Origin of the sequence: Pseudomonas sp. KCJK9016, from assembly GCF_046231795.1 — a bacterium.
GTDB lineage: Bacteria > Pseudomonadota > Gammaproteobacteria > Pseudomonadales > Pseudomonadaceae > Aquipseudomonas > Aquipseudomonas bananamidigenes.
In genome coordinates this window covers 1-23,732 of record NZ_JBJJMM010000019.1, presented here as the reverse complement: position 1 = coordinate 23,732, position 23,732 = coordinate 1, and the positions used below count along the sequence as shown (strand labels likewise).

25 protein-coding genes and 1 pseudogene are annotated in these 23,732 nt (G+C 59.8%); 16 read left to right on the top strand and 10 right to left on the bottom strand.

Going from position 1 to position 23,732, the window contains the following annotated elements; translation table 11 throughout:
• Positions 1–25: 25 nt before the first annotated feature.
• From ACK6BI_RS18960 to ACK6BI_RS18945, 4 genes are all read right to left on the bottom strand, one after another.
• A complete protein-coding gene (locus ACK6BI_RS18960; RefSeq protein ID WP_409318256.1) occupies positions 26–949 on the bottom strand; it encodes a universal stress protein in 924 nt (307 codons plus the stop codon).
• Between the two features lie 121 nt (positions 950–1,070).
• On the bottom strand, positions 1,071–2,309 hold the full coding sequence (locus ACK6BI_RS18955) for an MgtC/SapB family protein (RefSeq protein ID WP_409318255.1): 1,239 nt from the start codon (positions 2,307–2,309) through the stop codon (positions 1,071–1,073).
• A gap of 15 nt (positions 2,310–2,324) precedes the next feature.
• Positions 2,325–2,540, bottom strand: coding sequence for a hypothetical protein (locus tag ACK6BI_RS18950; protein ID WP_409318254.1), 216 nt, complete (start codon positions 2,538–2,540; stop codon positions 2,325–2,327).
• A gap of 24 nt (positions 2,541–2,564) precedes the next feature.
• Positions 2,565–3,638: an NAD(P)-dependent alcohol dehydrogenase gene (locus ACK6BI_RS18945; protein WP_409318253.1), complete on the bottom strand. Its 1,074-nt coding sequence runs from the start codon at positions 3,636–3,638 to the stop codon at positions 2,565–2,567.
• 265 nt (positions 3,639–3,903) lie between these two features.
• On the opposite strand from ACK6BI_RS18945, the gene ACK6BI_RS18940 reads away from it, so the two are divergent.
• On the top strand, positions 3,904–4,830 hold the full coding sequence (locus ACK6BI_RS18940) for a universal stress protein (RefSeq protein WP_409318252.1): 927 nt from the start codon (positions 3,904–3,906) through the stop codon (positions 4,828–4,830).
• Between the two features lie 99 nt (positions 4,831–4,929).
• On the opposite strand, the gene ACK6BI_RS18935 is transcribed toward ACK6BI_RS18940, so the two are convergent.
• A complete protein-coding gene (locus ACK6BI_RS18935; RefSeq protein WP_409318251.1) occupies positions 4,930–5,847 on the bottom strand; it encodes a LysR family transcriptional regulator in 918 nt (305 codons plus the stop codon).
• Positions 5,848–5,913: 66 nt separating this feature from the next.
• Here ACK6BI_RS18935 and ACK6BI_RS18930 point away from each other — a divergent pair, with 66 nt between their 5' ends.
• Together ACK6BI_RS18930 and ACK6BI_RS18925 are read left to right on the top strand one after the other, a co-directional pair.
• Complete coding sequence (locus tag ACK6BI_RS18930) at positions 5,914–6,531, top strand: LysE family translocator (RefSeq protein WP_409318250.1); 618 nt, start codon at positions 5,914–5,916, stop codon at positions 6,529–6,531.
• Between the two features lie 127 nt (positions 6,532–6,658).
• The gene (locus ACK6BI_RS18925) at positions 6,659–7,078 is read left to right on the top strand and encodes an organic hydroperoxide resistance protein (protein WP_409318249.1); all 420 of its coding nucleotides are present in this window, start codon (positions 6,659–6,661) and stop codon (positions 7,076–7,078) included.
• An 18-nt stretch (positions 7,079–7,096) separates the two neighbouring features.
• On the opposite strand, the gene ACK6BI_RS18920 is transcribed toward ACK6BI_RS18925, so the two are convergent.
• Positions 7,097–8,524, bottom strand: a complete 1,428-nt coding sequence (locus ACK6BI_RS18920) for an amino acid permease (protein WP_409318248.1) — start codon at positions 8,522–8,524, stop codon at positions 7,097–7,099.
• Positions 8,525–8,797: 273 nt separating this feature from the next.
• Between ACK6BI_RS18920 and ACK6BI_RS18915 the strand changes: the two genes are divergently transcribed.
• Positions 8,798–8,959: a hypothetical protein gene (locus ACK6BI_RS18915; protein WP_409318247.1), complete on the top strand. Its 162-nt coding sequence runs from the start codon at positions 8,798–8,800 to the stop codon at positions 8,957–8,959.
• A 100-nt stretch (positions 8,960–9,059) separates the two neighbouring features.
• On the opposite strand, the gene ACK6BI_RS18910 is transcribed toward ACK6BI_RS18915, so the two are convergent.
• Positions 9,060–9,485 (bottom strand): cupin domain-containing protein, encoded by a 426-nt coding sequence (locus ACK6BI_RS18910; protein ID WP_409318246.1) that lies wholly within the window; start codon positions 9,483–9,485, stop codon positions 9,060–9,062.
• Positions 9,486–9,616: 131 nt separating this feature from the next.
• On the bottom strand, positions 9,617–10,504 hold the full coding sequence (locus tag ACK6BI_RS18905) for a transcriptional regulator GcvA (protein WP_409318245.1): 888 nt from the start codon (positions 10,502–10,504) through the stop codon (positions 9,617–9,619).
• A 107-nt stretch (positions 10,505–10,611) separates the two neighbouring features.
• Here ACK6BI_RS18905 and gstA point away from each other — a divergent pair, with 107 nt between their 5' ends.
• From gstA to ACK6BI_RS18890, 3 genes are all read left to right on the top strand, one after another.
• Positions 10,612–11,223, top strand: coding sequence for a glutathione transferase GstA (gene gstA, locus ACK6BI_RS18900; protein WP_409318244.1), 612 nt, complete (start codon positions 10,612–10,614; stop codon positions 11,221–11,223).
• 147 nt (positions 11,224–11,370) lie between these two features.
• Complete coding sequence (locus tag ACK6BI_RS18895) at positions 11,371–11,967, top strand: paraquat-inducible protein A (protein ID WP_409318243.1); 597 nt, start codon at positions 11,371–11,373, stop codon at positions 11,965–11,967.
• Positions 11,964–12,635: a paraquat-inducible protein A gene (locus ACK6BI_RS18890; protein WP_409318242.1), complete on the top strand. Its 672-nt coding sequence runs from the start codon at positions 11,964–11,966 to the stop codon at positions 12,633–12,635. Before ACK6BI_RS18895 ends, ACK6BI_RS18890 begins: the two co-directional genes overlap by 4 nt.
• 10 nt (positions 12,636–12,645) lie before the next feature.
• Here the strand turns inward: ACK6BI_RS18890 and ACK6BI_RS18885 are convergent, their stop codons facing one another.
• On the bottom strand, positions 12,646–13,395 hold the full coding sequence (locus tag ACK6BI_RS18885) for an SDR family NAD(P)-dependent oxidoreductase (RefSeq protein WP_065258990.1): 750 nt from the start codon (positions 13,393–13,395) through the stop codon (positions 12,646–12,648).
• Positions 13,396–13,560: 165 nt separating this feature from the next.
• Here ACK6BI_RS18885 and ACK6BI_RS18880 point away from each other — a divergent pair, with 165 nt between their 5' ends.
• On the top strand, positions 13,561–14,457 hold the full coding sequence (locus ACK6BI_RS18880; protein WP_409318241.1) for a LysR family transcriptional regulator: 897 nt from the start codon (positions 13,561–13,563) through the stop codon (positions 14,455–14,457).
• Between the two features lie 113 nt (positions 14,458–14,570).
• Complete coding sequence (locus tag ACK6BI_RS18875) at positions 14,571–15,563, top strand: zinc-binding dehydrogenase (protein ID WP_409318240.1); 993 nt, start codon at positions 14,571–14,573, stop codon at positions 15,561–15,563.
• A 6-nt stretch (positions 15,564–15,569) separates the two neighbouring features.
• Here ACK6BI_RS18875 and ACK6BI_RS18870 read toward each other — a convergent pair whose 3' ends face one another.
• Positions 15,570–16,496 (bottom strand): LysR family transcriptional regulator, encoded by a 927-nt coding sequence (locus ACK6BI_RS18870; protein ID WP_409318239.1) that lies wholly within the window; start codon positions 16,494–16,496, stop codon positions 15,570–15,572.
• A 101-nt stretch (positions 16,497–16,597) separates the two neighbouring features.
• On the opposite strand from ACK6BI_RS18870, the gene ACK6BI_RS18865 reads away from it, so the two are divergent.
• The 7 genes and pseudogenes from ACK6BI_RS18865 to ACK6BI_RS18835 form a co-directional block, all read left to right on the top strand.
• Positions 16,598–17,437 carry a type 1 glutamine amidotransferase domain-containing protein gene (locus tag ACK6BI_RS18865; protein WP_409318238.1) on the top strand — a complete coding sequence of 280 codons (840 nt, stop codon included), beginning with the start codon at positions 16,598–16,600 and terminating at the stop codon, positions 17,435–17,437.
• A gap of 245 nt (positions 17,438–17,682) precedes the next feature.
• A complete protein-coding gene (locus tag ACK6BI_RS18860; RefSeq protein ID WP_085731801.1) occupies positions 17,683–18,543 on the top strand; it encodes a putative selenate ABC transporter substrate-binding protein in 861 nt (286 codons plus the stop codon).
• On the top strand, positions 18,540–19,337 hold the full coding sequence (locus ACK6BI_RS18855) for a phosphonate ABC transporter ATP-binding protein (protein ID WP_409318237.1): 798 nt from the start codon (positions 18,540–18,542) through the stop codon (positions 19,335–19,337). Before ACK6BI_RS18860 ends, ACK6BI_RS18855 begins: the two co-directional genes overlap by 4 nt.
• Positions 19,331–20,158, top strand: a complete 828-nt coding sequence (locus ACK6BI_RS18850) for a PhnE/PtxC family ABC transporter permease (RefSeq protein WP_409318236.1) — start codon at positions 19,331–19,333, stop codon at positions 20,156–20,158. The genes ACK6BI_RS18855 and ACK6BI_RS18850 overlap by 7 nt, the downstream gene beginning before the upstream one ends.
• Positions 20,155–20,922, top strand: a complete 768-nt coding sequence (gene phnE / locus ACK6BI_RS18845; RefSeq protein ID WP_409318235.1) for a phosphonate ABC transporter, permease protein PhnE — start codon at positions 20,155–20,157, stop codon at positions 20,920–20,922. Before ACK6BI_RS18850 ends, phnE begins: the two co-directional genes overlap by 4 nt.
• A 605-nt stretch (positions 20,923–21,527) precedes the next feature.
• Positions 21,528–23,552, top strand: a complete 2,025-nt coding sequence (locus ACK6BI_RS18840) for a phosphotransferase (protein WP_409318234.1) — start codon at positions 21,528–21,530, stop codon at positions 23,550–23,552.
• Positions 23,533–23,732: pseudogene (locus ACK6BI_RS18835) on the top strand (hypothetical protein); the annotation flags it as partial. The gene ACK6BI_RS18840 and the pseudogene ACK6BI_RS18835, both read left to right, overlap by 20 nt.

The following is a 23,732-nucleotide window of genomic DNA, read 5'->3' as shown; positions in this document are numbered from 1 at the left end:
GGCTCATCGCGGGATGATCCCGGCTTCAGCGCTGCGACTGCCCGTCCGGCTTGATCGCAAGCACACTGCAGGGTGCACGATGCAGGAGTTGCTCGGCGGTCGTGCCCAATAACTTGTTCAAGCCATTGTGCTGCACGGTGCCCATGACGATCACATCCGTGTCATGTTCGCCGGCCAATTCACAAATGCTCGGCACGGGTATCCCCTCGATGAAATGGCGCCGCTGCACCTCCACCCCGTGACGCTCGGCCAGTGCGGCGAAGGCCTCGTGCTGAGCTTCACCCAAGGCTTCATAGAGCCCGGTTGCCAGTGGCAGGGCTCCCACGCCCATGTCCTGTGCGTAGACGGCGGCCCAGTCATACACATGGACCAGCTCCAGGCCGGCACCGCACTGTTCGGCGAGCTTCACCGCCGCATCGATGATCCGGTCGTTGAACACCTGATCCTGCTCCTCGCTGCGCAGCACATCGACAATGACCATGATCTGGCGCGGCCGTGGATGGCGGTCATTGGTCACCAGATGCACCGGCACCGGGCAATCGCGCAGCAACTGCCAGTCCAGCGGCGTGAAGAACACGCGTTTGAGGGCCGACTCTTCGTGGGCGTCCTTGATGATCAGCGCCAACGACTGTTCATGGACAAAATGCAGGATTTCCTCATAAGGGTGCTGCACCCAGAGCACCTCGCTGGTGACCTCGATACCGTGCCTGCCCAAGTGCGCAGCCTGTTCCGCGAGCCAATCGCGATGACGCTGCAGATAACTTTCCCGGGCCACGCTGATCTGTTCGGCATCGAACATCCCCGCCACCGCCAGGGCCTGCACGTAATCGAACGCGACGATGTGCAACGGCAATTGCATGGCCTGCGCCAATGCGCCGGCGCGTTCGAACGCCGGAGTGCGCGTCATGGCGGGAGGAGCGATTAATAACAAGCGCTGAGTCTGTGACATGGGACACCTCGACAGGCGATTATCTGAAAGAACACCTGTCCAGATTGAGCCATGCAGCCGAAAGCCATTTGATCTTTGTCAGCTTTGGCATCTCTGCAGAACAAACCCGTTGAGTTCCACCTCAATGCAGCCAGGTGCCCGCCCACATGGCCAGCGTCAGCAAGAGCTGGCCGGGTATGACATACGCCGCAAACCGCCGGCCGCCGCTGACCCAGGCCACCAGACACTTGCTCAACGAATTGCTGCTGACGGCAATCAGCGCCGGCGGGACGATGGCATCGACGGGCAACAGCCCGGCCTTGGCCAGAGACGCGATGGATGCAATGGAAGAATGCGCATCGGCAAACCCGCTGAAGGTGGCGGTCAACATCACCCCGACCTGGCCAAAGTAGTTGAGCATGACCGATGAAACGAGCGTGATGGCGGTCATGGTCAACGCCACGACCACAGCGAGCTTGAGGTCGAACGCCCCGCCCTCCTCACGGGTTTCGCCGGCACCTCGCAGCGAGCCGGGAAACATCAGGCACAGGCCATAAAACGCCGTGGTCGCCAGCCCGCAGCCCAGCGGCACCCACAGGCTGCGCAGCAGCGCGGTGTCCACGGTGCCGACGATCAACGCCACCTGAACCACGGTGGCCAGATTGGACAGGATTGCGGCCGCCGCCAGGGTTCGTATCTGTGCAGGCTCCGTGGCAGCGCGTTGCCCCATGGAAGCGATGGTCACGGTGCCGGAAACAAAACCTGAGGCAATGGCGCTGATGGCGTAGCCATAACGACTGCCCAGGATTCGCACGGCGACATGTCCGACGGCCCCCACCAGCATCAGCAATACCGTCAGTGTGCAGAGGGTCCTGAGGTTGATCGCGTGAAAAGGCCCGATGTAGCGATCCGGCGCCAGCGGCAGGATCACCAGCGCCGCCACCAGCAGGACCAGAGCGTCGCGCATTTCGGTCCGGGTCAGCTGGCTGATGGCGAAATCATGCAGTTTTTCCCGTAAGGCCAGCAGCCCCGCCACCACCACGCCTGTCGCCACCGCCAGCCCTGCAGCAGACCCGCACCAGGCGCCGAGCAGCAATACCGTGAGCAATGCCACCTCGCTGGTGATACCCGGGTCGTCGCTCAGGCTTCGCCAATATGCCACAGTGATCAGCGCGGTCAGGCCGAGCGCCACAATCCCCAGCAGCAACGCGCCGCCGACCTGCATTGCCACGTACCCCAGCAGTGCAGTGATGGCGAAGGTCCGCAAGCCCGCACTGTCCCGGGTACTGCCGGTGCCTTTGTGACGTTCGCGCTCCAGACCGATGAGCAAACCGATGCCCAGCGCGGCGGCCGCACCTGCCAGGTCAAGGGACTCATTCACGCTCTACCCACCCCGTCAGTCAACGCTTGCCACCAACGGTCGTGCGGCACCCGTCCGGACTTTCTTCTGCCGCGCCGCCGGCTGCGGCCAGGGGTGCGGGGCGTTGATTCGGGCCTGAAGCCGATCGACGAACGCCCGTGCCTGCTCCAGGCTGTTGAAGTTCACTTGCAGCCGATCCATGTGCACGACCCAGCCAGGAGCGCTGCGCCTCTCGATGATCTCAATGTTCATGGACAGTCTCCGCAAACCGCACATTCAAGGGGTGATCGCGACCTTCATTACGCCGTCGCGCTGATGGGCAAACAGCTCGTAGGCCGCCTCGATGTCATCGAGCCTGAAACGGTGGGTGACCAGCGGCGACAGATCCACCGCCCCGCTCTGCACCACCGCCATCAACCGGCGCATCCGCTCCTTGCCGCCCGGACACAGGGTGGACACGATGCTGTAGTCGCCCAGGCCGGCGGCGAAGGCGTCGAGCGGAATGCGCAGGTCGCTGGAATACACCCCGAGGCTGGACAAGCGCCCGCCGGGCCGCAGCACCCGCAACGCCGATTCGAAAGTGCCCTGGGTGCCCAGCGCCTCGATGGACACGTCAACGCCACGGCCATCGGTCAATGCCATGATCTGCTCGATCACATTGCCGTCCTTGAAGTTGATCACGTCGGTCGCCCCGAGGCGTCGGGCGACACTCATGCGTTCGGCCACCGCATCGACACCGATGATGGTGGTGGCGCCCTTGAGGCGCGCACCGGCCACGGCACACAGGCCGATCGGCCCCAGGGCGAAGACCGCGACGGTGTCGCCGATGCCGATCTCGCCGCGCTCGGCCCCGGAGAATCCGGTGGACATGATGTCCGGGCACATCAGCACCTGTTCATCCGTCAGGCCGTCGGGAATCGGGCACAGATTGGCCAGTGCGTCCGGCACCAGCACGTATTCGGCCTGACAGCCGTCAAGCGTGTTGCCGAACTTCCAGCCACCGATGGCCTTGAAGCCGTGCCGGGTGTCAGGACCGTCCTGGGAGCCGCAACCACACAGGCACGCGTAGCTTTGCCCGCTGGGGGTGATTGCCCCGGCGATCACCCGTTGCCCTTCGACGAACCCGCGCACCTGCGAGCCCAGGCGCTCGATGATGCCTACCGGTTCATGGCCGACCGTCAGCCCTTTGGACACCGGGTACTCGCCGCGCAGGATATGCACGTCAGTGCCACAGATAGTCGTGGTGGTGATGCGGATCAATGCATCCAGCGGGCCGACTTCGGGGATCGGCTTGTCTTCCAGCACGATGCGGTTCTTTTCAACGAAAACTGCTGCTTTCATGGTCGCCATGGTCGCTCCCCTGCGCTGTCGTGAACGTGGGTTCAGCACTGGGCCCAGACTGCGCCCGAGCGACACGGCAAAGTTTGATAATGGTCAACAATCAGTGGATCAGTCCTCGACTCACCGCCGATCCGGTCGACTCGTCGTCCACCTGCCGGGTTGACAAAAATCAAGGCCCTCCCGGCCGACCGCAGCAAGATAGAAACCCAGTGATACGGTTCGGGCACGTTGTCGCCCACGAGTCGTTCTTGTACTGGCCCACGGGAGATCTGCCATGTCTGAGCAAACACGCTTCATGCTCGTCGTCTCGCCCCTGATGAAAAACAACCCGGCGTTCGACCGTGCAGCGGCACTGGCCAAAGCTGCCGACGCCGCGCTGCACATCGTTGCTTTCGATTATCTGGAAGGTCTGGCGACTGCCGGCCTGGTCAACGAGCAGGCGCTGGAACAGATGCGCGTGGGCTATGTCGAGCGCCATCGGCAATGGCTGGAGGATCAGGCTCGCCCCTTGCGCAAACTCGGCGTACACGTGACGACGGAGGTGGTGTGGGTGGCCAACCCGCTCAAAGAGATCCTCATTCATCTCAAGGAACAGCCGATGGCGGCCATGATCAAAGCCCTGGAGCACGAATCAGCCTTGTCGCGCCTGATGTTCACTCCGCTTGACGTTCATCTGCTGCGCGAATGCCCGGTACCGCTGCACTTCGTCAGCCACGTGCTGCATGCGCTGCCGCGCCGTATCGTTGCGGCGGTCGACCCGTTCCATCGCGATGGCCGCTACACTGGCCTCAATGACCGGATTCTGCGCGAAGCGACCAAACTCGCGAGCATCTGCAACGCTCAACTCGACGTGATCTATGCCCACGACCTGTCCTCGATAGGCGCGGCAGAATTCGGCTTCGACAACGCCTCGGCGTTCTTTTCCTCGAATGCCGCCAAAAAGCTGTTCGATGCCCAGGGCGAGGCGTTCCGTGATCTGACTGAACGCAATAACATCCCCGCCGAGAATCAACACATGATCCTCGGCGACCCGGCCAAAGTGCTGTCCAGCTATGCCGATGCGTATGACGTCGATCTCATCGTCATGGGCCGCGTGGCCCACCGCGGGATCGGACGGCTGGTCGGCAGCACCGTCGAACACCTGCTCTACAAAATGCCTTGCAGCGTATGGGTGATCGCGCCGGAAAACCTTTCGGAATGAGCCTGCGCCGGCTCACGCCGTGCTGTCGTCACCGTTCGCAGCTGCATGGTGGCCCGCAAACACAAGTGCGCGGGCTGCCTGCCAGGCTGCTCGATACGATCAATCCACCGCCCGCAACCATTCCAGCAGTTCCATTTCCAGACTGCCCGGTCCGGGAGGCGTTGGAGACAGCAAGCAGTAATGCGAGCCGTCTTCAACGAATCCCGAAGGCGCAACCAGCACCCCGCTCTGGATATCGTCACGAACCAGATGCCACGGCCCCATGGCCACCCCCAGCCCGGCGACAGCGGCCTGAATGCTGAAATAGAAGTGCTCGAAAGACTGCATCTGCGTCGCAGGAACCGCATGGCCCGATGCGTTGGCCCATTCTTGCCAGGCCGTGGGACGGCTGTTGGTCTGCAACAGAGAAGCCCTGGCGCGCAAGCATTGGCCGCGTTCATCGAACCATTGGCCGACCTTGTCCGGCCGACACACAGGCCCGACCTTTTCGGCAAACAACCGCTCGGCGTGATACCCCGCAGGTCGGGGGAAATCGTCGCGCCGAATGGCCAGGTCGATTCCCTGTTCAAATGAAAACAGACCGCCGCCGGCCACGAGATGAATGTCCGGGCCGTGATGTCGTGCCTGGAAATCACTCCAGCGCGGGATCAGCCAGCGCATCAACAGTGTCGGCTCGCACGACAGGACCAGCCGTCGCGTACGGCGCGCCTCGCTGCGAATTTCGCGAACGGCATGGTTCATCAACCCCAGCCCTTCACTCACCGCTTTGAGCAGTCGTCTTCCCGGGTCCGTCAGAAACACCCTGCGCTTGCGCCGCTCGAACAGATCGACACCCAGATCCTCCTCCAGCAGGCGCACTGCCCGACTGATGGCGCCCGGCGTCAGATGCAGCTCGTCCGCCGCACGGGCGAAGTTCTCGAACCGGCCAGCGGATTCAAAGCAGCGCAGCGCCAGCAGAGACGGCATTCGCCCTACTGAAAATGGTGATTCAGAGTCACCTTTCTGTTCAGAAATCATCGTTAGTCCCGGCGCCTGGTCTTTGCAAACATGGCTTTCTATCAGCAACCCACTCAAGGTTCCACCATGAACGAATGGATAGTCGTAATCACCATCACGCTGCTTGCATGCCTCAGTCCCGGGCCGGACTTCGCGATGGTCTCGCGCAACGGCTTGCTGCTTTCTCGACGCGCCGGCGTACTCACGGCGGCGGGCATTGGTCTGGGGGTGCTGGTGCATGTCGGCTACACCCTGCTCGGGCTGGGCTGGGTGCTTCAGCAAACACCGTGGCTGTTCAATGCGTTGAAGCTCGCGGGGGCTGCGTATCTCGTCTATCTGGGCATAAAAATGCTTCGCTCCAGACCTGACGCTCAGCAGCCGGATGCTGCGTCACCTGCCCTGTCCGATCTGGCCGCACTGCGCACTGGTTTACTCACCAACGCACTGAACCCGAAAACCTCGATTTTCATCGTCAGCCTGTTCATGGGTGTCGTCCGACCGGACACCGGACTGCCTTTGCAAATCGCCTATGGACTGTTCATTGCCGGAGCGCATGTGGTGTGGTTCAGCCTGGTGGCGCTGTGCTTTTCCTCCGGGCGGGTGCGCGAGAAACTGCTGGCGGCACGGCAGTGGATTGACCGGGCGTTCGGCGGTCTGCTGGTGGGATTCGGGCTGTTGCTGACGCTCTCTCAGCGCTCATCCTGATCCGGCGTCGCTACACAGCGATACATAACCCCCCGTTGCACGACACATCCCCGGTACATGCCGATGCAAAAGTGTGGGCCATCGGAGCCTGGCTCCGACTCCACAACCCACACAGGCAGGTACTCTCATGATCAATCAAATCGACAACGTGCTGTACACCGGCAAGACCCGCACCACCGGCGGACGCGATGGCGCCTCGCGCAGTTCCGACGGCAATCTGGACGTCAAACTGTCGCCACCCGGCTCCAACGGCAGCGGCACCAACCCGGAACAACTGCTGGCGGCCGGCTGGTCGGCCTGTTTCATCGGCGCCATGGGCAAAGCGGCGGCAGCGCTGAAAATCAGGCTGCCGGCGGATGTGGCGGTGGAAACCGAAATCGATCTGGGCAAGACCGGCGATGCGTTTTTCCTGCAGGCCCGTTTGAATGTCAGCCTGCCGGGGCTGGAGCCTTCGGTCGCCCAGTCGCTGATGGAAGCCGCGCACCAGACCTGCCCTTACTCCAAGGCCACACGCGGCAATATCGACGTGACCCTGCGCCTGATCTGAAACCGGCTCGCGACGACTTCAACCTCGAACGCCCGAAGCACCGCTTCGGGCGTTTTGTGTTGCCGCGTTCGCCGGCCCATGCTGACGCGTGGTCACCAGTCCGATGAAGGAAATCGCCAGTGCGAGGCAGAGGGTCGATGTCACTTCCAGACGATGCTCCGGCGTCAGCATCATCACCGCGAGCGCGGCGCAGATGAAGGCCATCACCAGATACGTCAGCCAGGGAAACAGCCACATGCGGAAAGTCAGCTCGACATTCTGCCGCAGCAGCATCCGGCGCATGCGCAGCTGAGACACCGCAATCACCAGATACACCAACAACGCAATGGCGCCGGAACTGGCGAGCAGGAACTGAAACAGGCCGGCGGGCATGAAGTAGCTGAGCAGTGTCACCCCGGCGCCGATGACGCTGCTGGCAATCACCGCAGTCCTCGGCACGCCTGCAGCGGAAGTCACTTTCAACGCGTGCGGTGCATCGCCGCGAAGTCCCAGTGAAAACAGCATGCGTGAAGCGATATAGATCGACGAGTTCATGCAACTGGCCACGGCGATCAACACCACCACATCGACCATGAATTTGGCGTGGGGAATGTTCATCAACTCCAGTGCGCGCTGATAGGAACCGACGGACGCCAGCAGCGGATCGTTCCAGGGCACCACGGAAATCACCACAAAGATCGACAACAGGTAAAACACACCGATGCGCCAGATCACCGAGCGCGTGGCCTTGGCGATGTTCTGCGCCGGATGGTCCGATTCGGCGGCAGCGATGGTCACGGCCTCAGTGCCGATGAAACTGAACATGATGGTGATGAAGGCGCCGACCACCGCCGACAGGCCGTTGGGCGCGAACCCGCCGTGCTCCTCCATCAAGCGGCTCAGGCCGCTGGCTTCACGCTCGGGAATCCAGCCCATCAATACGGCAAAACCCACGCCGATGAAACCGATGATCGCCACGACCTTGGCCATGGCGAACCAGAATTCGAACTCGCCGTACTTGGAGACACTGAACAGATTGGTGATGACCAGCAGGATGATCGACATCAGCGCAAACAGCCACGCATCGACCTGGGGAAACCATTGATTCAGAACATGCCCGGCGGCCAGTGCCTCGATGGGGATGACCAGCACCCAGAACCACCAGTAGAGCCAGCCAATGGTGAAGCCGGCCCAGCGACCAATGGCCTGATCGGCATAGGTGGAAAACGACCCGGTGTCCGGTCGGGCCACCGCCATCTCTCCCAGCATGCGCATGACCAGTACCACCAGCAGGCCGGAAAACAGATACGCCAGCAACACCGCCGGCCCCGCCGCCGCGATGGCGTGCCCGGAGCCGACAAACAACCCCGCGCCGATGATTCCTGCGATTGACAACATGGTCACATGGCGCGGCTTGAAGCCCTGCGCCAGCTGACCGCTCGATTCCTTCGAATTCAGGCTGTTCATCGTTTTTGTTGTTCTCTGAGGGACGCCCCACCTTACGTGGCCGGTGTTGAGCGCAAATAGCCCGTGTGCGGCATGTCGATGCCTGATTTCGACATGTACGGGTGCCCATCGGTGAGAAAGACATGCCTTCGAACGGCTCATGAAAGCGGAGCCGATCCCGAATCTTCCGTAGCACAATCCACGCTTTCGAAGATGAACATACCTTCACCAAAAACATCGTCGGATGCGTCTAGTCTGCGGGTTCCAACATAGTGACTACAGGAGTTGCCCACCATGTTCTCGCACGAAAGCATCCCGCTGATCATCCTTTTCGTCATCTTGCTGCTGGGCGTGCTGACGGCCGTTCTGCATCCGGTGCATGCGTTTTTCAGCTGGCTCAAGAGGCGCAAGCAAAGGGCATCTGCCGGGGTTGTGAAAGAGGTGGATGCGCGCTGACGTTCTTTCAGGTTGAGTCGGGCGGCGTTAGCGTGCGTTGAGTCCGCCGACAACAAAAAAAGGCCTGCCACATGGGCAGGCCTTTGCAGTGTCCCGGTCGTTATTGCTTGAGGATCAACAACGGCTCGCCCTTCTTGACGATGTAAGTCGCCAGTTCCGAACCCTTGTCATTGCCGACGTTCTTCGCGATGTGCGCCACGCCTTCCGGGATGAACAGCGAATCGCCCGCTTTCAGCGTCACCGGCGCCCGGCCTTCGAGCTGGTATTCGAACGTCCCGCTGACCACATAGGCGACTTCGACGCCCGGGTGTGCATGCCGGGGCGAAGTGATGCCCGGTTCGAAATCGACCCGCGCCTGAATCACTTCACGGTCCGCCGCGCCCAGGTCCTGATGGACCAGATCGGTGCGGCTCAGGCCTTGTTGCCAGCGCTTGGCGGGGGCCGCCGTTTGAGCCTCGGCGGCGTTTGCCAGGCCGGTCATTGAAACCAGTACGGCGGCTGCGGTCATCAGGAGTGTGCGGCGCATGGTGTTGCCCTCTTGGAAGTCGTGAAGTGACGGTCCTACTTTGAAGAGGGCATGTAGCGCAGATGTGTCCAGATGCCGGCGCTTGTTAACTCACTGTGTACGAGGGCGGGATTGATACACGTGCATACAACTCACACCACCTGCGACAGCCATTGCCTGAAGGCGATGATCTTTTTCGAACCCGCGTTTTCATGGGGTGTGACGAAGTAGAACCCCGAATCCGATTTCAGCCGCAAATCAAACGGCGCCACCAGCCTCCCCGCGCGTAAATCGTCCTCGACGTAGGTCGATCGCCCGATGCACACGCCCTGCCCGTCAATCGCCGACTGTACCGCCATCATGGCCAGATCGAAGGTCAGGCGCGGGCCTTTGGCCGGTGGTGGCGGTTGACCTGCGGCGTTCAGCCAGTCGCTCCAGTCATCGGCAGTCTGCCCGCTGACGTGCAGCAAGGTGTGCCGGGCCAGATCGGCCGGCGTTTTGATCGGGTCCGGTCCGGCGAGCAGACGCGGGCTGCACACCGGGAATATCTCGTCGGCCATCAGCCAGTCGGCGCGCAGTCCCGGCCAGTTTCCGTCGCCGTAGCGGATCGCGGCATCGATGCCACCCTTGCGAAAGTCCACCAATTCCGTGGACGCACTGATGCGCACATCAATCTCGGGAAACGCCTCGCGAAAGGACGGCAGGCGCGGTAACAGCCATTTCGACGCCACGGACACCAACGTGCTGATGGTCAGGACACTCTGATTGTCCGCCTCCAGCAAGCGCTCGGTCGAATAGCGCAGTTCCATGAACGCCGAACGTACACCGGGGAAATAAGCGCTGCCCTCTTCCGTGAGCGCCAATCCGTCCTTCAAGCGCATGAACAGGCGCACGCCAAGTTCATCTTCAAGACGACGGATCTGATGGCTGATCGCAGTTTGCGTAACGTTCAGCTCTTCGGCGGCGCGGGTGAAACTCAGGTGTCGGGCCGCGCATTCGAAGGCTCGCAATCCGTTGAGCGAGGGCAGTCGGGTGAGCATGGGGTTTCTTCAGTCCATGAGATTTTGTCATACGCTAGCACTGCAGATGTCCTTTGCGAAGCGTCTCCAAAATCCCGGATTCTGGGCTCTCACTTGAAGGAGAACCCATGAAACTGTACTTCGCACCCATGACCTGCTCGCTGGCCCCGCACATTGTGCTGCGAGAACTGGCGCTGCCGTTCGAGCTGATCAGGGTCAACAACCAGACCAAGCGCACCGCCGATGGCAGGGACTTTCACGAGATCAATCCGAAGGGTTACGTGGCCGCACTGATGCTCGATAACAGCGAGGTGCTGACCGAAGGCCCGGCGATTCTGCAATACCTCGCCGACCTTGACCCTGCACAGAGGCTGGCCCCGGCCAATGGCACCTGGGAGCGCTCGCGTCTGCAGGAGCACCTGAATTTCATCAGTTCGGAAATTCATGGCGGCAGCGCGCCGTTGTTCAGCAGCGAAATCCCGGAATCCACTAAAACGCTCTTCAAACACAAACTCTTCAAACGTCTGGATTACCTGAATCGAATCCTTGCGACCCAACCCTTTCTGATGCAGGCGTTCGGCGTGGCGGATGCCTACTTGTTCACGGTGCTGAAGTGGTTGCCGACATTCGGCATCGCCATCGAAGACTGGCCAGCGCTGGCAAATTACATGGCACGCATCGCCGAGCGGCCCGGCGTGCGAACTGCAATCGCAGCAGAGGAAGCCACGCAACCGGTGTGAATTGCCCGGTTGCGTGGTCATTGCCCGGGGCCAGATTCGGCGCGGCGCAGCGGCAAACCAAAGGTGCGTTTCGGGAGGTGACAGTTGTCGGATGCCCTAACGCGCCTATATTGAAGAAGGTTCCAGCCGTCCCCCACCGAGTGCCCCATGGCCACGACCGAGCACCTGATCATCTGCGAGCATTGCGACTGCGTGTATGAAAAGTCCACGCTCGCCGCTCATCAGAAAACCCTCTGCGCTCGCTGCGGCGGCGTGCTTCAGCGTCATAACAACCTGAGCGTGGAGCAACGCCTGGCCCTGAGTTTCACCGCCGCCATGCTGTGGCTGTTCGCCAATTTCTACCCGGTGATGAGCATCAGCATGAAAGGCCTGAAAAACAGCGCGACCCTGTGGGATTCGGTGCTGGCCCTGAGTCAGGGGCCGATCACCTTCATGGCGATGGTCGCGGCGATCTCGATCATCATCGCCCCGGCCTTTCAATTGGCGTTATTGATCTGGGTGCTGAGCTTCGCCCTCGCCTCGCGCCGTTCGCCGGCCTTCAAACTGTGCATGCGCTGGCTGGAAACCCTGCGGCCCTGGAGCATGCTGGAAGTGTGTCTGCTCGGGGCGATGGTGGCGGTGTTCAAACTGGCGGGCATGCTCGATGTGATCCCCGGCATCGGCCTGTTTGCGCTGGCCGTGCTCAGCCTGTTGCTGATCCGCATCGCCGGACGCGACATACGCGATTTGTGGGACCTGCCATGAAACGCCCGCCGACCGCCAGCGAACTCAACCTCTGCCTGTGTCACAGCTGCGGGCTGGCCTGCGACATGACCGACGAGCCGCACCACTGCCCGCGCTGCGACGCGCCGCTGCACCGGCGCAAGATCAATTCTCTCGCCCGCACCTGGGCCTACATGTTCGCCGCCCTGGCGTTCTACGTGCCGGCGAACCTGCTGCCGGTGATGAACACCGTCATGCTCGGCAACGGCGCCGACAGCACCATCATGAGCGGCGTGCTGGACTTCTGGGCACACGGCGCGTGGGACATCGCGCTGATCATCTTCATTGCCAGCATCGCGGTGCCGGGGATCAAGTTCATCGCCCTGACGCTGCTGCTGATCACCGTGCAACGGGACAGCCACTGGGCGCGCCGGGAACGTTCGAAGCTGTATCGATTCGTCGAGCTGATCGGCTATTGGTCGATGCTCGATGTGCTAGTGGTCGCGCTGGTGGCGGCGCTGGTGAAATTCCAAGCGCTGGGGGATATCGAGCCGCGACCGGGGATTCTGTTTTTCGGCCTGGTGGTGGTGTTCACCATGCTCTCGGCCATGAGCTTCGACCCGCGCCTGATCTGGGACAAGGCGCCGGCCGAGGAAACAGATGAAACAGACGAGCCCCGACACTCGAACGAACAAGTGCCGGGGCATTGATTGAAGCCAATCAGATCTGCGCAGTGCCGCCGTCGACGAACAGTTCGATGCCGTTGACGAAACTGCTGTCATCCGAGGCCAGGAACAATGCAGCCTTGGCGATCTCGCTCGGCTCGCCCAGACGCCCGATCGGCACCACCGACGCCAGTTGATCGAACAGCCCTTGAGTGTGTTCTGCCGGTACCAGACCTGCCAGACCCGGGGTGCGCACCGGGCCGGGGCTGATGGCGTTGACGCGGATGCGCCGCGGTTTCAAATCCAGCAACCAGGAGCGGGCGAAGTTGCGCACCGCGGCTTTGCTTGCACTGTAGACGCTGAAGTTTTCCGTGCCCTGCACCGAGGTGGTCGACGACGTCAGCAGGATCGAGGCGCCATCGCGCAGAAGCGGCAATGCCTTTTGTACGGTGAACAGCGTGCCCTTCACGTTGGCGTCGAAAATCCGGTCGAAATGCTCTTCGGTGATCGCCCCCAGCGGCAGCATGTCACCGCCCCCGGCGTTGGCGAACAGGATGTCGAGGTGCCCGGCCTTCTCGGCGATTTCGCGGTAGACGCGATCCAGGTCTTCCAGCTTCGCCACGTCGCCCTGAATGCCGATGGCACGCGGGCCGATGGCGGCCACCGCTTTGTCCAGTTCGGCCTGACGACGGCCAGTGATGAATACGGTGGCGCCCTGGGCGACGAATTCCTGCGCCGAGGCCAGGCCGATGCCGGTGGTGCCGCCGGTGATCAATGCGATTTTGCCTTCAAGTCTGTTGCTCATGATGAATCTCCAGTAACCGTGTTGAGGAAGGTGACGGGTCGTAGGTGAGCCGTTGAAAGCGACTTTAGGCCGATGGATTGATTTGAAAAATCCGCAAAATCGGTTTTGTTTGTACACAGACATGCACAATACTCAGCACCGACTTCAATCCTTGAGCGCAGCCCGATGAATCAGTTACTGGCAATCCGCGTGTTCGCCCGCGTGGTAGAAAGCGGCTCGTTCACCAAAGCCGCCGACTCGTTGAACCAGCCGAAAACCACGGTCAGCAAACTGATCGGGCAACTGGAAAGCCACCTCGGCGTGCGCCTGCTGCAACGCACCACCCGGCGCCTGACCGTCACTGCCGACGGCGCCTCCTATTACCAGCTGACCCAACAACTGCTGCATCAACTGGACGACATCGATCAAGGTTTCAGCCAGGCTCAGGGCCTGCCCCGAGGCCGGATCCGCGTGGACATCGGCGGCTCTACGGCGACCATGCTGGTGATTCCCGAACTGCCGAAGTTCTTCGAGCGCTACCCGGACATTCAGGTGGACCTGGGCGTCAGCGACCGCCCGGTGGACCTCATCAGCGAGCGCGTCGACTGCGTGATCCGCGGCGGCCCGCTGACCGAACAGGCCCTCGCCGTGCGCCGCCTCGGCGAAGTCTCCTGGACCACCTGCGCCACGCCCGACTATCTGGAGCGCCACGGCACGCCGATGCATCCGCTGGAACTGGCCCGGCATCAAATGATCGCCTATCGCTCGGCCTCCACCGGGCGCATCCTGCCGGCGAACTTCCAGCGCAACGGCGAACGCCATCAGATCGAAGGCAAAGGCCTGGTCAGCGTCAACGAAAGCAACGCGCATCTGGCGGCCGGGCTCGCCGGGCTGGGGATCATCCACACCTTCAGCTACACCGTCAGGTCGGCCATCGAGCGTGGCGAACTGGTGCCGATCCTCACCGACTGGCGCCCGCCGGCCTACCCGTTCCACCTGCTGTACCCGCCGAACCGGCATTTGAGCAACCGCGTGCGGGTGTTTATCGATTGGTTGGTTGAGCGATTTGCGCAGGTTGATTAAGGCGTTGCGGGGCATTGCTGATTTTTACGCAAAACACCTTTGACCCAGGGCCGGTTCTTCTCATTTCCGCAGACCGGGATACTGACGGCCATCGAAATCATGGGAACCGCACAATGCAAACCGATTACGCAGCTTGGGCCTGGACTTCCGGCCAAGGGCTGGATGGCCTGACACTGACCCGCAAAACCCTCGTGCAACCCGGCCCCGGCCAGGTGCTGGTGGCCAATCGCGCCATCGCCCTGAACCCGGTGGACTGGAAAATCATCGAGTGGGGCCATCCCGCATGGAGCACCGGGCGTGTGCCGGGTGTCGACGGCATGGGCGTAGTGGTCGCGGCCGGCGCCGGTGTGACGCTGCAACCCGGCAGTCGCGTGGCGTATCACCAATCATTGGCGAGCGATGGCAGCTTCGCCGAGTACTGCCTGCTGGACGCCGCCACCGTACTGTCGGTGCCCGCCGCGCTCGATGATGCAAGTGCCGCATCGCTGCCCTGCCCCGGATTGACCGCATGGCAAGCCGTGGAGAAAGTCCCTGCCAGCGAGGCCGCTGATGTGCTGGTGATCGGCGCCGGCGGCGCGGTTGGTCTGCTGCTGGTGCAACTGGCGGTGCAACGCGGCTGGCGGGTCTGGGCGACCGCGTCCGGCGCGCATCATGCAAAACTCAAATCCTTGGGGGTGGTCGGCGTATTCGATTACCGCGAACCGGGCTGGAAAACCGCACTCACCGCCAGTCTCGGCGAACGCCGTTTGCACGCCGTGTTCGACACGGTCAGCGGCGCTCACGCAGCAGAAATGGCCAGCATGCTGGGCTACAACGGTCATCTGGTGTGCATCCAGGATCGTCAGGAAACCGCGCCGGTTCCGGCGTTCAGCTCTGCGATTTCGTTGCATGAAGTCGCGTTGAACAGCTACCACACCCACGCCAGCCTGCAGGATCGCCAGACGCTGCGCCGCAACGGCGAACAGCTGCTGCAAGCCCTGCTCGACGGCAGTCTGATCGGCCCGGCGCTGCAAACGTTCGACTTCCGCGAACTGCCCCAGGCTCTGCGCGCCTTGGAGGACGGCGCCGGTGGCGGGAAATGGGTGGCGCGCCTTCCCTCCGTTTGAAGCGCGTCAGTCGAGGCCTTCCCTTGCGCCTTGACTGACCTCCCGGGTCAGACAATCAATCAACGCCCGCGCCGATGCCGACAGTTGCCGATGTGGCGGGTAGATCACCGAGAACGGTCGGGAGCGCCCGCCCGACTGTTCAAGCAATCGCACCAGCCGCCCGCTTTCGATCCGCTCGCGGACGATGAAGTCGTAGGTCTGGCAGATGCCCAGCCCCTGTTCCGCCAGCGACACGATGCCCAATACATCGTCGGACACTTGGATATTGGCGCTGGGCAGCCATTCGCGATCTTCGTTCTGTTCACGAAACAGCCACGGCCCGACGCGGCCGGTGCTGGGCATCAAGAACGGCAGGCACGCATGCCGCTGCAGATCGTCGACACATTGCGGCGTCCCGGCCCGTTGCAGATAATCCGGCGCGGCAACCACACACAAACGCGCATCTTCCAGCTTGCGCCCGATCAATCCGCTGTCCGGCAGCGCGCCCAACCGAATAGCCAGGTCGTACCCTTCGGCCACCAGATCGACGTTGCGATTGCTGATACTCAACTCAACACGCACTTGCGGATATTGCCGGGTGAATCGGCCAAGCATGGCCGGCAAACGATAGTGACCGTAAGTGGTCGGCACGCTCAGGCGCACACGGCCACTGAGTTCACCGTCCTGCCCCTGAATCGTGCGCTCTGCATCATCGATCAGGCCGAATGCGGCTCGCGATTGTTCCAGATACAACACACCGGCATCGGTCAGGCTCAAGCGCCGAGTAGTGCGCCGCAGCAACTGCACGCCCAGACGCGCTTCAAGTCGCGAAATTGCCCGGCTGACCACCGACGGCGTGGTTGCGAGAAACACCGCACCGGCGCTAAGCGAACCCTTTTCCACCACCGTAACGAACACTTCGACGTCAGCCAGATAATCGAATCGGCGGCTCATCTTGATCTCCAGAGAACAAATGCTTTGCTGTGGCGAGAGTTTATCGCCGCCATGAGCATCAATACAGTGAGCCGCACTTTCCTCCACGTACTGGAATCGCCATGCGCTCATACACTCGTCTTGCTTTCGCCTTGTCTCTCTCCGTTGCGGCGTTGAACGCCCAAGCCGCCAATGTGCTGGTGGTTCTGTCGGATTCCGATCATCTCGATCTGAAAGACGGCAAGGTATTCAGCACCGGTTTCTACCTCAACGAACTGATGCAACCGGTCAAGCTGCTGCTCGATGCGGGCCACACCGTGACCTTCGCCACCCCGACCGGCAAGGCGCCGACGCTGGACCGGTCCTCCGACGACAAGATGTATTTCAACAATGACGTCGCGGCCCTGCAGACCCACAAAGCGCTGCTGGAACAACTGAAGATCACCTCGCCCGGCGAATCGCCGGTCATCAGCCTCTCGCGGGTCGAGCAAGTCGGCTACGACCATTTCGATGCCGTCTACATTCCGGGTGGCCACGCACCGATGCAGGATCTGTTGCACAGCCAGGCGCTGGGCAAATTGCTGAGCAACTTCCATCAAAAAGGCAAATCCACAGCGCTGGTTTGCCACGGCCCGATTGCGCTGCTGTCGACCCTGACGGATCCGACCGCATTCACCCGGCAACTGGAAACCGGCAAAGCCACAACGGCGAACAATTGGACGTATGCCGGCTATAAGTTCACGGTCATCAGCAATCAGGAAGAAGAGATCGCCAAAGGACTGCTGAACGGCGGCACGATGAAGTTCTACCCGCAGACCGCGCTTGAAAAAGCCGGTGGTGTATTCAGCAGCAACACTTCGGCGTGGGCCAGTCATGTAGTGGTTGATCGTGAACTGATAACCGGACAAAACCCGGCGTCTGCATTGGGTGTCGGCAAGACGCTTGTTGAACGGTTGAAGTGATTGCCGGCTCCGAACCCGACACTGGTCGGGTTTGTCCGGACTGACGTCATCGTGAGCCGGCTCGCTCTCACACTGGAACGCGTACTGCTGTGGGACCGAGCATGCTCGCGAAGGTGAAGGTTCAAACACTGCAAACTCATGGACATCCCCAACAAGTCCCCCGTTTCGGCTAACCTGACGTTGCACACGATGACCTTTGCCCCAGTCGGCGCATCGTTCCTGAAGCCCACGAAACGGAGAATTCCATGCTCAAGCGAACCCTGGCACTGACCGCAGGCCTGGCCCTGTCCTTTACCGCGGTGCTGGCGCAAGCCGCCGATGTGTTGAAGGTCAGCGCAATCCCCGATGAAGCCCCGACCGAACTGCTGCGCAAGTTCGAACCGCTGGGGGCTTATCTCGAGCAGCAACTGGGCATGAAAGTGCAGTTCGTTCCCGTGGCCGACTACCCTGCGGTGGTTGAAGCCCTGGCCACCGACCGCCTCGACATGGCCTGGCTGGGCGGTTTCACCTTCGTCCAGGCGCGGCTGAAAACCGATGCCACCACCCCGGTGATCCCGCTGGTGCAGCGTGAACAGGACGCGCAGTTCACCAGCAAATTCATCACCGCCGACCCGAACGTGAAAAGCCTCACCGACCTCAAGGGCAAGACCTTTGCCTTCGGTTCGGTGTCGTCCACCTCCGGCAGCCTGATGCCGCGCTACTTCATGCTCAAGGACGGCATCAAGCCCGAAACCTACTTCAGCCGCGTCGGCTACTCCGGCGCCCACGACGCCACCGTCGCCTGGGTGCAGGCCGGCAAGGTCGATGCCGGTGTGCTGAACGCCAGCGTCTGGCAGAAACTGGTGGACGCCGGCAAGGTCGACACCAACAAGGTCAAGGTCTTCGCCACCACCCCGGCTTACTTCGATTACAACTGGACCGTGCGCGGCACCCTCGACCCGGCGCTGGCAGCGAAGATCAAAAAAGCCTTCCTGGCCCTCGACCCGGCCAACCCCGAGCAGAAGAAAATCCTCGACCTGCAGGCTGCCAGTCGCTTCATCGAAACCAGCCCTGACAACTACAAAGGCATCGAAGAAGCCGCCCGCGCCGCCGAACTGCTGAAATGACCCTGAGCCTCAAGCAAGTCGTCCTGCACCACGCCAACGGCGTCGAAGCCCTGCGTGGTGTGGATTTGCAGATCAACAGCGGCGAGCAGGTGGCGATCATCGGCCCGTCCGGCGCCGGTAAATCGAGCCTGCTCAACCTGTTGGCCACCGCCATTCGGCCAAGCCGTGGCGACATCGACGTGCTGGGCCAGCGGGCCTGGCATTTGTCCGCCCGCCAGCGCCAACGCCTGCGCGCCAGAATCGGCCTGGTGCATCAGGCACCGCCCCTGCCGCCCCGGCAACGGGTGGTGACGGCTGTGCTGGCCGGCAAGCTCGGGCAATGGAGCCTGGGCAAAAGCCTGATCAATCTGCTGCACCCGCTGGACATCCCCGGCGCCCGCGCCGCATTGGCGCGGCTGGATCTGGCGGACAAACTCTTCAGCCAGTGCCAGCAGCTTTCCGGCGGCCAGTTGCAGCGCGTGGGCATCGCTCGCGTGCTGTATCAGGCGCCGGACGTCTTGCTGGCGGACGAACCGGTGTCCGCCATGGACCCGGTCCTCGCCGGGCACACCCTGAGCGTCCTGTCGCGCCATGCCCGGGAGCACAACGTCACCCTGGTGGCGAGCCTGCACGCGGTGGAACTGGCGCTGGCGCACTTTCCGCGCATCATCGGTTTGCGCGAAGGGAAGATCCTGTTCGATTGCCCGTCCGATCACGTCAGCCACGACATGCTCGACAGCCTGTACGCCAACGAACAACTGCAGTCCCCGGCGCCGACCGTGACGCCGCTGATTGTGCAGATTCCACGATGCTGAATACCGACACCCGCGACCCCGCCGCCTGGCCGCGCCTGCTGCTGACCCTGCTGGCGATTGCGCTGTTGTGGCCGGGCATTCAACTCAGCGAACTCGACCTCGGCGTGTTGCTGCACGCCGACAGTCAGAGCGAAATGGGCCGCTTCGTCGCGACCTTCTGGCCGCCGGCCCATGACCGGGACTTTTTGCAACTGCTGCTCAAGGCCACCCTGCAAACCCTGGCCATCGCCACGGCGGGCATGGCCTTGGCTCTGGTGTTGGCGATCCCCGCCGGGCTGCTTGCCAGCCGCGCCTTGTCGCTGTCCGCCGCGTCCCACGGTGGCCGCCCTAGCCTGTTGGGCCGGTTGCTGCGCTGGCCGGTGCGGGGCTTGCTGATCTTCCTGCGCAGCGTGCCGGAAATCGTCTGGGCGCTGCTGTTCGTGCGCGCCGTGGGCCTCGGCCCGGCGGCGGGCGTGCTGGCGATCGCCATCACCTACAGCGGCATGCTCGGCAAGGTCTACGCCGAAATCTTCGAATCCACCGACCAGCGCCCGGCCCACGCCTTGTTCCAGGCCGGCAGCGGACGCCTGGCGAGTTTCGCCTACGGCGTGCTGCCCAACGTGGCGGCGGAACTGCTCTCCTACACCGTGTACCGCTGGGAATGCGCGATCCGCGCCTCGGTGGTGATGGGCTTCGTCGGCGCCGGCGGCCTCGGCCAACAGATCGACCTGTCGATCCGCATGTTCGCCGGCGGCGAAGTCGCCAGCATGCTCCTGACCTTCCTGCTGCTGGTGCTCGGCGCCGACCAACTCAGCCGCCTGCTGCGCTGGAGACTGACATGAAGCGCCTGATCAACACGGCGCTGATCCTCGCCATCGTCTTCGCCGTCATCGCCTCGTTCGCCTACCTGGGCCTCGACCTCGAAGCCCTCGGCAGCGCCGACAGCCTGAAACAGATGGGCAGCTACGCCCAACGCTTCCTCAGCCCCGACCTCAGCGCCGGTTACCTCAACGCCATCCTCCACGGCGCCCTGGAAACCCTCGCCATGTCCGCCCTCGGCACGCTCCTCGCCGCCGTGCTGGGCCTGTTACTGGCACTCCCCGCCGCCGGCCGCTTCGGCTGGCCATTACAAAGCGCCGCCCGCCTGCTGCTCAACGGCCTGCGCGCCATCCCGGAACTGGTCTGGGCCGCCCTGATGGTCTTCGCCGCCGGCCTCGGCCCCAACGCCGGCACCCTGGCCCTCGCCCTGCACACCACCGGAGTACTCGGTCGCCTGTTCGCCGAAGCCCTGGAAAACACCCCGCCAGAACCGGCGGAGGCGATTCGGTTGCAAGGGGGGAACCCGGTAGTCGCCTTCTGCTACGGAACCCTGCCAAACCTCGCACCGCAGTTGCTCGCGTACTGTTTGTATCGGTGGGAGAACAACATCCGGATGGCCAGCGTGCTGGGGTTTGTCGGCGCTGGAGGGCTGGGGCAGATGTTGTATGTGAGCTTGAGTTTGTTTCAGGAGGCGCAGGCGGGGACGGTGATATTGGCTATGCTGGGTTTGGTGTTGGGGGTGGATTGGTTGAGTGCGTGGAGTCGGGGGCGGTGGGTTAAGGCTTAGGGCATCTTAAGGCTGGTAAAGCAGTAATTTACCGAGGTCAGCTTTCGGCCAGAAGCGGGTATTGGCACGCGACTGCTGACGGCCAAAAGCGGACTTTGCGAACAGTTTAAATAAATCTGTGCCGTTATCGCTGTTTCGACATCGACGCTCGAACGGTTAGCAAACTGCCTAGGGCGCACCTGCTCGTCGTGTTTACGCAGCGCCTCGGTATCGAACTTAGCCGTCCGGGCATTGACACGTTGATTTGACTCCATCTGCTCAGCTACGTGATATAGCCACCGACGGCATTCCTGCCCCGGCGAGCATCGCCCTCTCCAGGTAACGATATTCCCAGCCTTGCAATGAACTCTCGAAGGCCTGTCCCTAGATCTGGCTTCATCTCATCACCTTATCCATGGCAAAAGTGAATTCGCGTCCTTCACGCATTATTCGTTTTTTGAGAGTTCTACTAGACAACCAGCATTCACCCATCTAGCTTCTAGGTAGTGGCTTTTTGCCAAAAAACAAATTTGCTACAAAGGCATTTGATTAATCGAATTAAGTGCCTCAATTTCAGATGATAGAGGCATTTCACAAGCTGGATTTTTTTATTTGAGGAGCGAAGATTGAAGAAAATTGACCTCCATATGCATACCATCCCCACAATCAGCGACTCATACTTCGAATTCTCACTAGAGAAACTTAAAGAATATGTTGAGATAGCAGAGTTAGATGCTATCGCCATAACGAATCATGATATTTTTGACCTTGCTCAGTTTAATGAAATTTGTGAAGCACTAAACTGCGCTGTCTTTCCCGGCATTGAGATAAACTTAGATGCCGGGCACCTCCTTCTAATTTCAGAAAACCATGACCTTGAAAGCTTTCAACTTAAGGCGTATGAAGTAGCCAAAAACGTGGTAGCAATTGGCGACTCAATCAATGTCGATGATTTGATACGAATTTTTGGTAATCTTAACAATTATTTGCTGATCCCTCATTATGAAAAGAAGCCAAGTCTTCACGCAGAAACTATTAAAAGACTTAAGGATGTAATCTCTGCGGGCGAGGTCGACAGCCCTAAAAAATTTGTTCGCATGTCAAAAGATGAAACTGAACTTACACCAGTAATCTTCAGCGACATGCGATTTTACGTGGGGATGACTAAATTCCCAACAAGGCAGACTTACATAGATTGCGGGGATATATCATTAAAATCGTTGAAGTTTGCCTTGCGCGACAGGAGTAAGGTATCTCTTTCAAAGCTTGATGGTAATTCAATCTTCCAAATATTCGAGGATGGGCAATGTCTCTCAACTGGCCTAAATGTAATTCTTGGGGCTAGATCCTCGGGAAAAACAGAAACCTTAACCCAGATAAATAATAGCTGCGAAAACGTAAAATACATCCCTCAATTCTCTCTTGTACAAAGAGACGATGCCAACTATGAAAAAGAATTCAATGCAGATGTAACGCGCAAGAAAAGTATTTTTTCAGACAAGCACCTAGCTCCCTTCAAAACGGTATTGGACGATGTATTGAGTATCGATACTGAAACCAACAAACGAAGAGTCGCAGATTACTTAGACACTCTAATGAAATCAGCCGAAGAGGCACAGAAATTTGATTCATTTTCCAAAGCTTCGTTATTCAATGAAACCTTATTCGATTTAGGTGAACACACATCGCTCAACGAGCTTGTCGGCTCAGTAAGGCAGCTGATAGAAAATATTGAATTTAGAGATGTCATAGACAGGTATATCGATACAAACGCCCTAAAGGCACTGGCCTGCGAATTAATAGCCATCTTGTGGTCCAGAGCCTACGAGAGAAAAAAGAAAAGTTTGGTGAATGACATTATTCGCGATATTAAAAGCAAACTTCAACTAAAGACCTCAGCAACTCAAATAAAAGATGTTGACCTTTATCGAGTCATGTTCGAGCACAAGAAACTTCTGAAGTTTAGCGAAATCGCCAAGCTACTTCAGGAAGAGAAAACAATATATCAAGAAAGTTTTCAAGGGTTTAAGATCGTCTGTAAACAACGTGCGTTTCAAGGTCCAGGTGAAATCAAAAATGTTAGCGGCCAAAAGGTTGCTTTTAGTGATGCGTTCAGAGATTACGCACATCCGGCAAAATACCTCTCCACCTTGAAAGCAAACGAAGCATTCACTCCCTCAGAATTTTATAAATATTTTGCATGCATTGAGTATGAAATCTTGAATAAAGATGGCTTTAAGGTTTCTGGCGGAGAGCGTTCTGAATTTAGACTATTGCAAGAAATAAAGAATGCTCAAAATTTTGACTATTTACTTATCGACGAGCCAGAGTCTTCATTTGACAATCTCTTCCTAAAGAGTGAAGTCAATCAGATGCTCAAAGAAATATCAAAAAGCATGCCGGTAGTTATTGTAACTCATAATAGTGTCGTAGGTGCATCCATCAAAGCCGACTACACAATCTATACTGCCAAAGAACTTGAAGGGGAAAAGATAATATACAGAAGATATTCTGGACATCCTTCCAGCAGAGAATTAATTTCAACCGACGGTAAAAAAATTAATAACTTTAAAGTGACCATGGACTCTCTGGAAGCAGGTGAATCCGCTTACATGGAAAGGAAGGCAGGATATGAAAATATTAAAAATTGAAAAAAGCCAAGGGTACTATCTAGACGCCGAAGGAAGTTACGAAACCATTGATAAAATTGATAAGTCTGTCTTATTATCACTCGTCAATCTAGCTCTTTCCGACGACTTTGAAATTGATGAGTACAATGAAGAAAATCTAAAAAACCAAGCTCACCAAATAATTTACAAAAGCATTAGCAG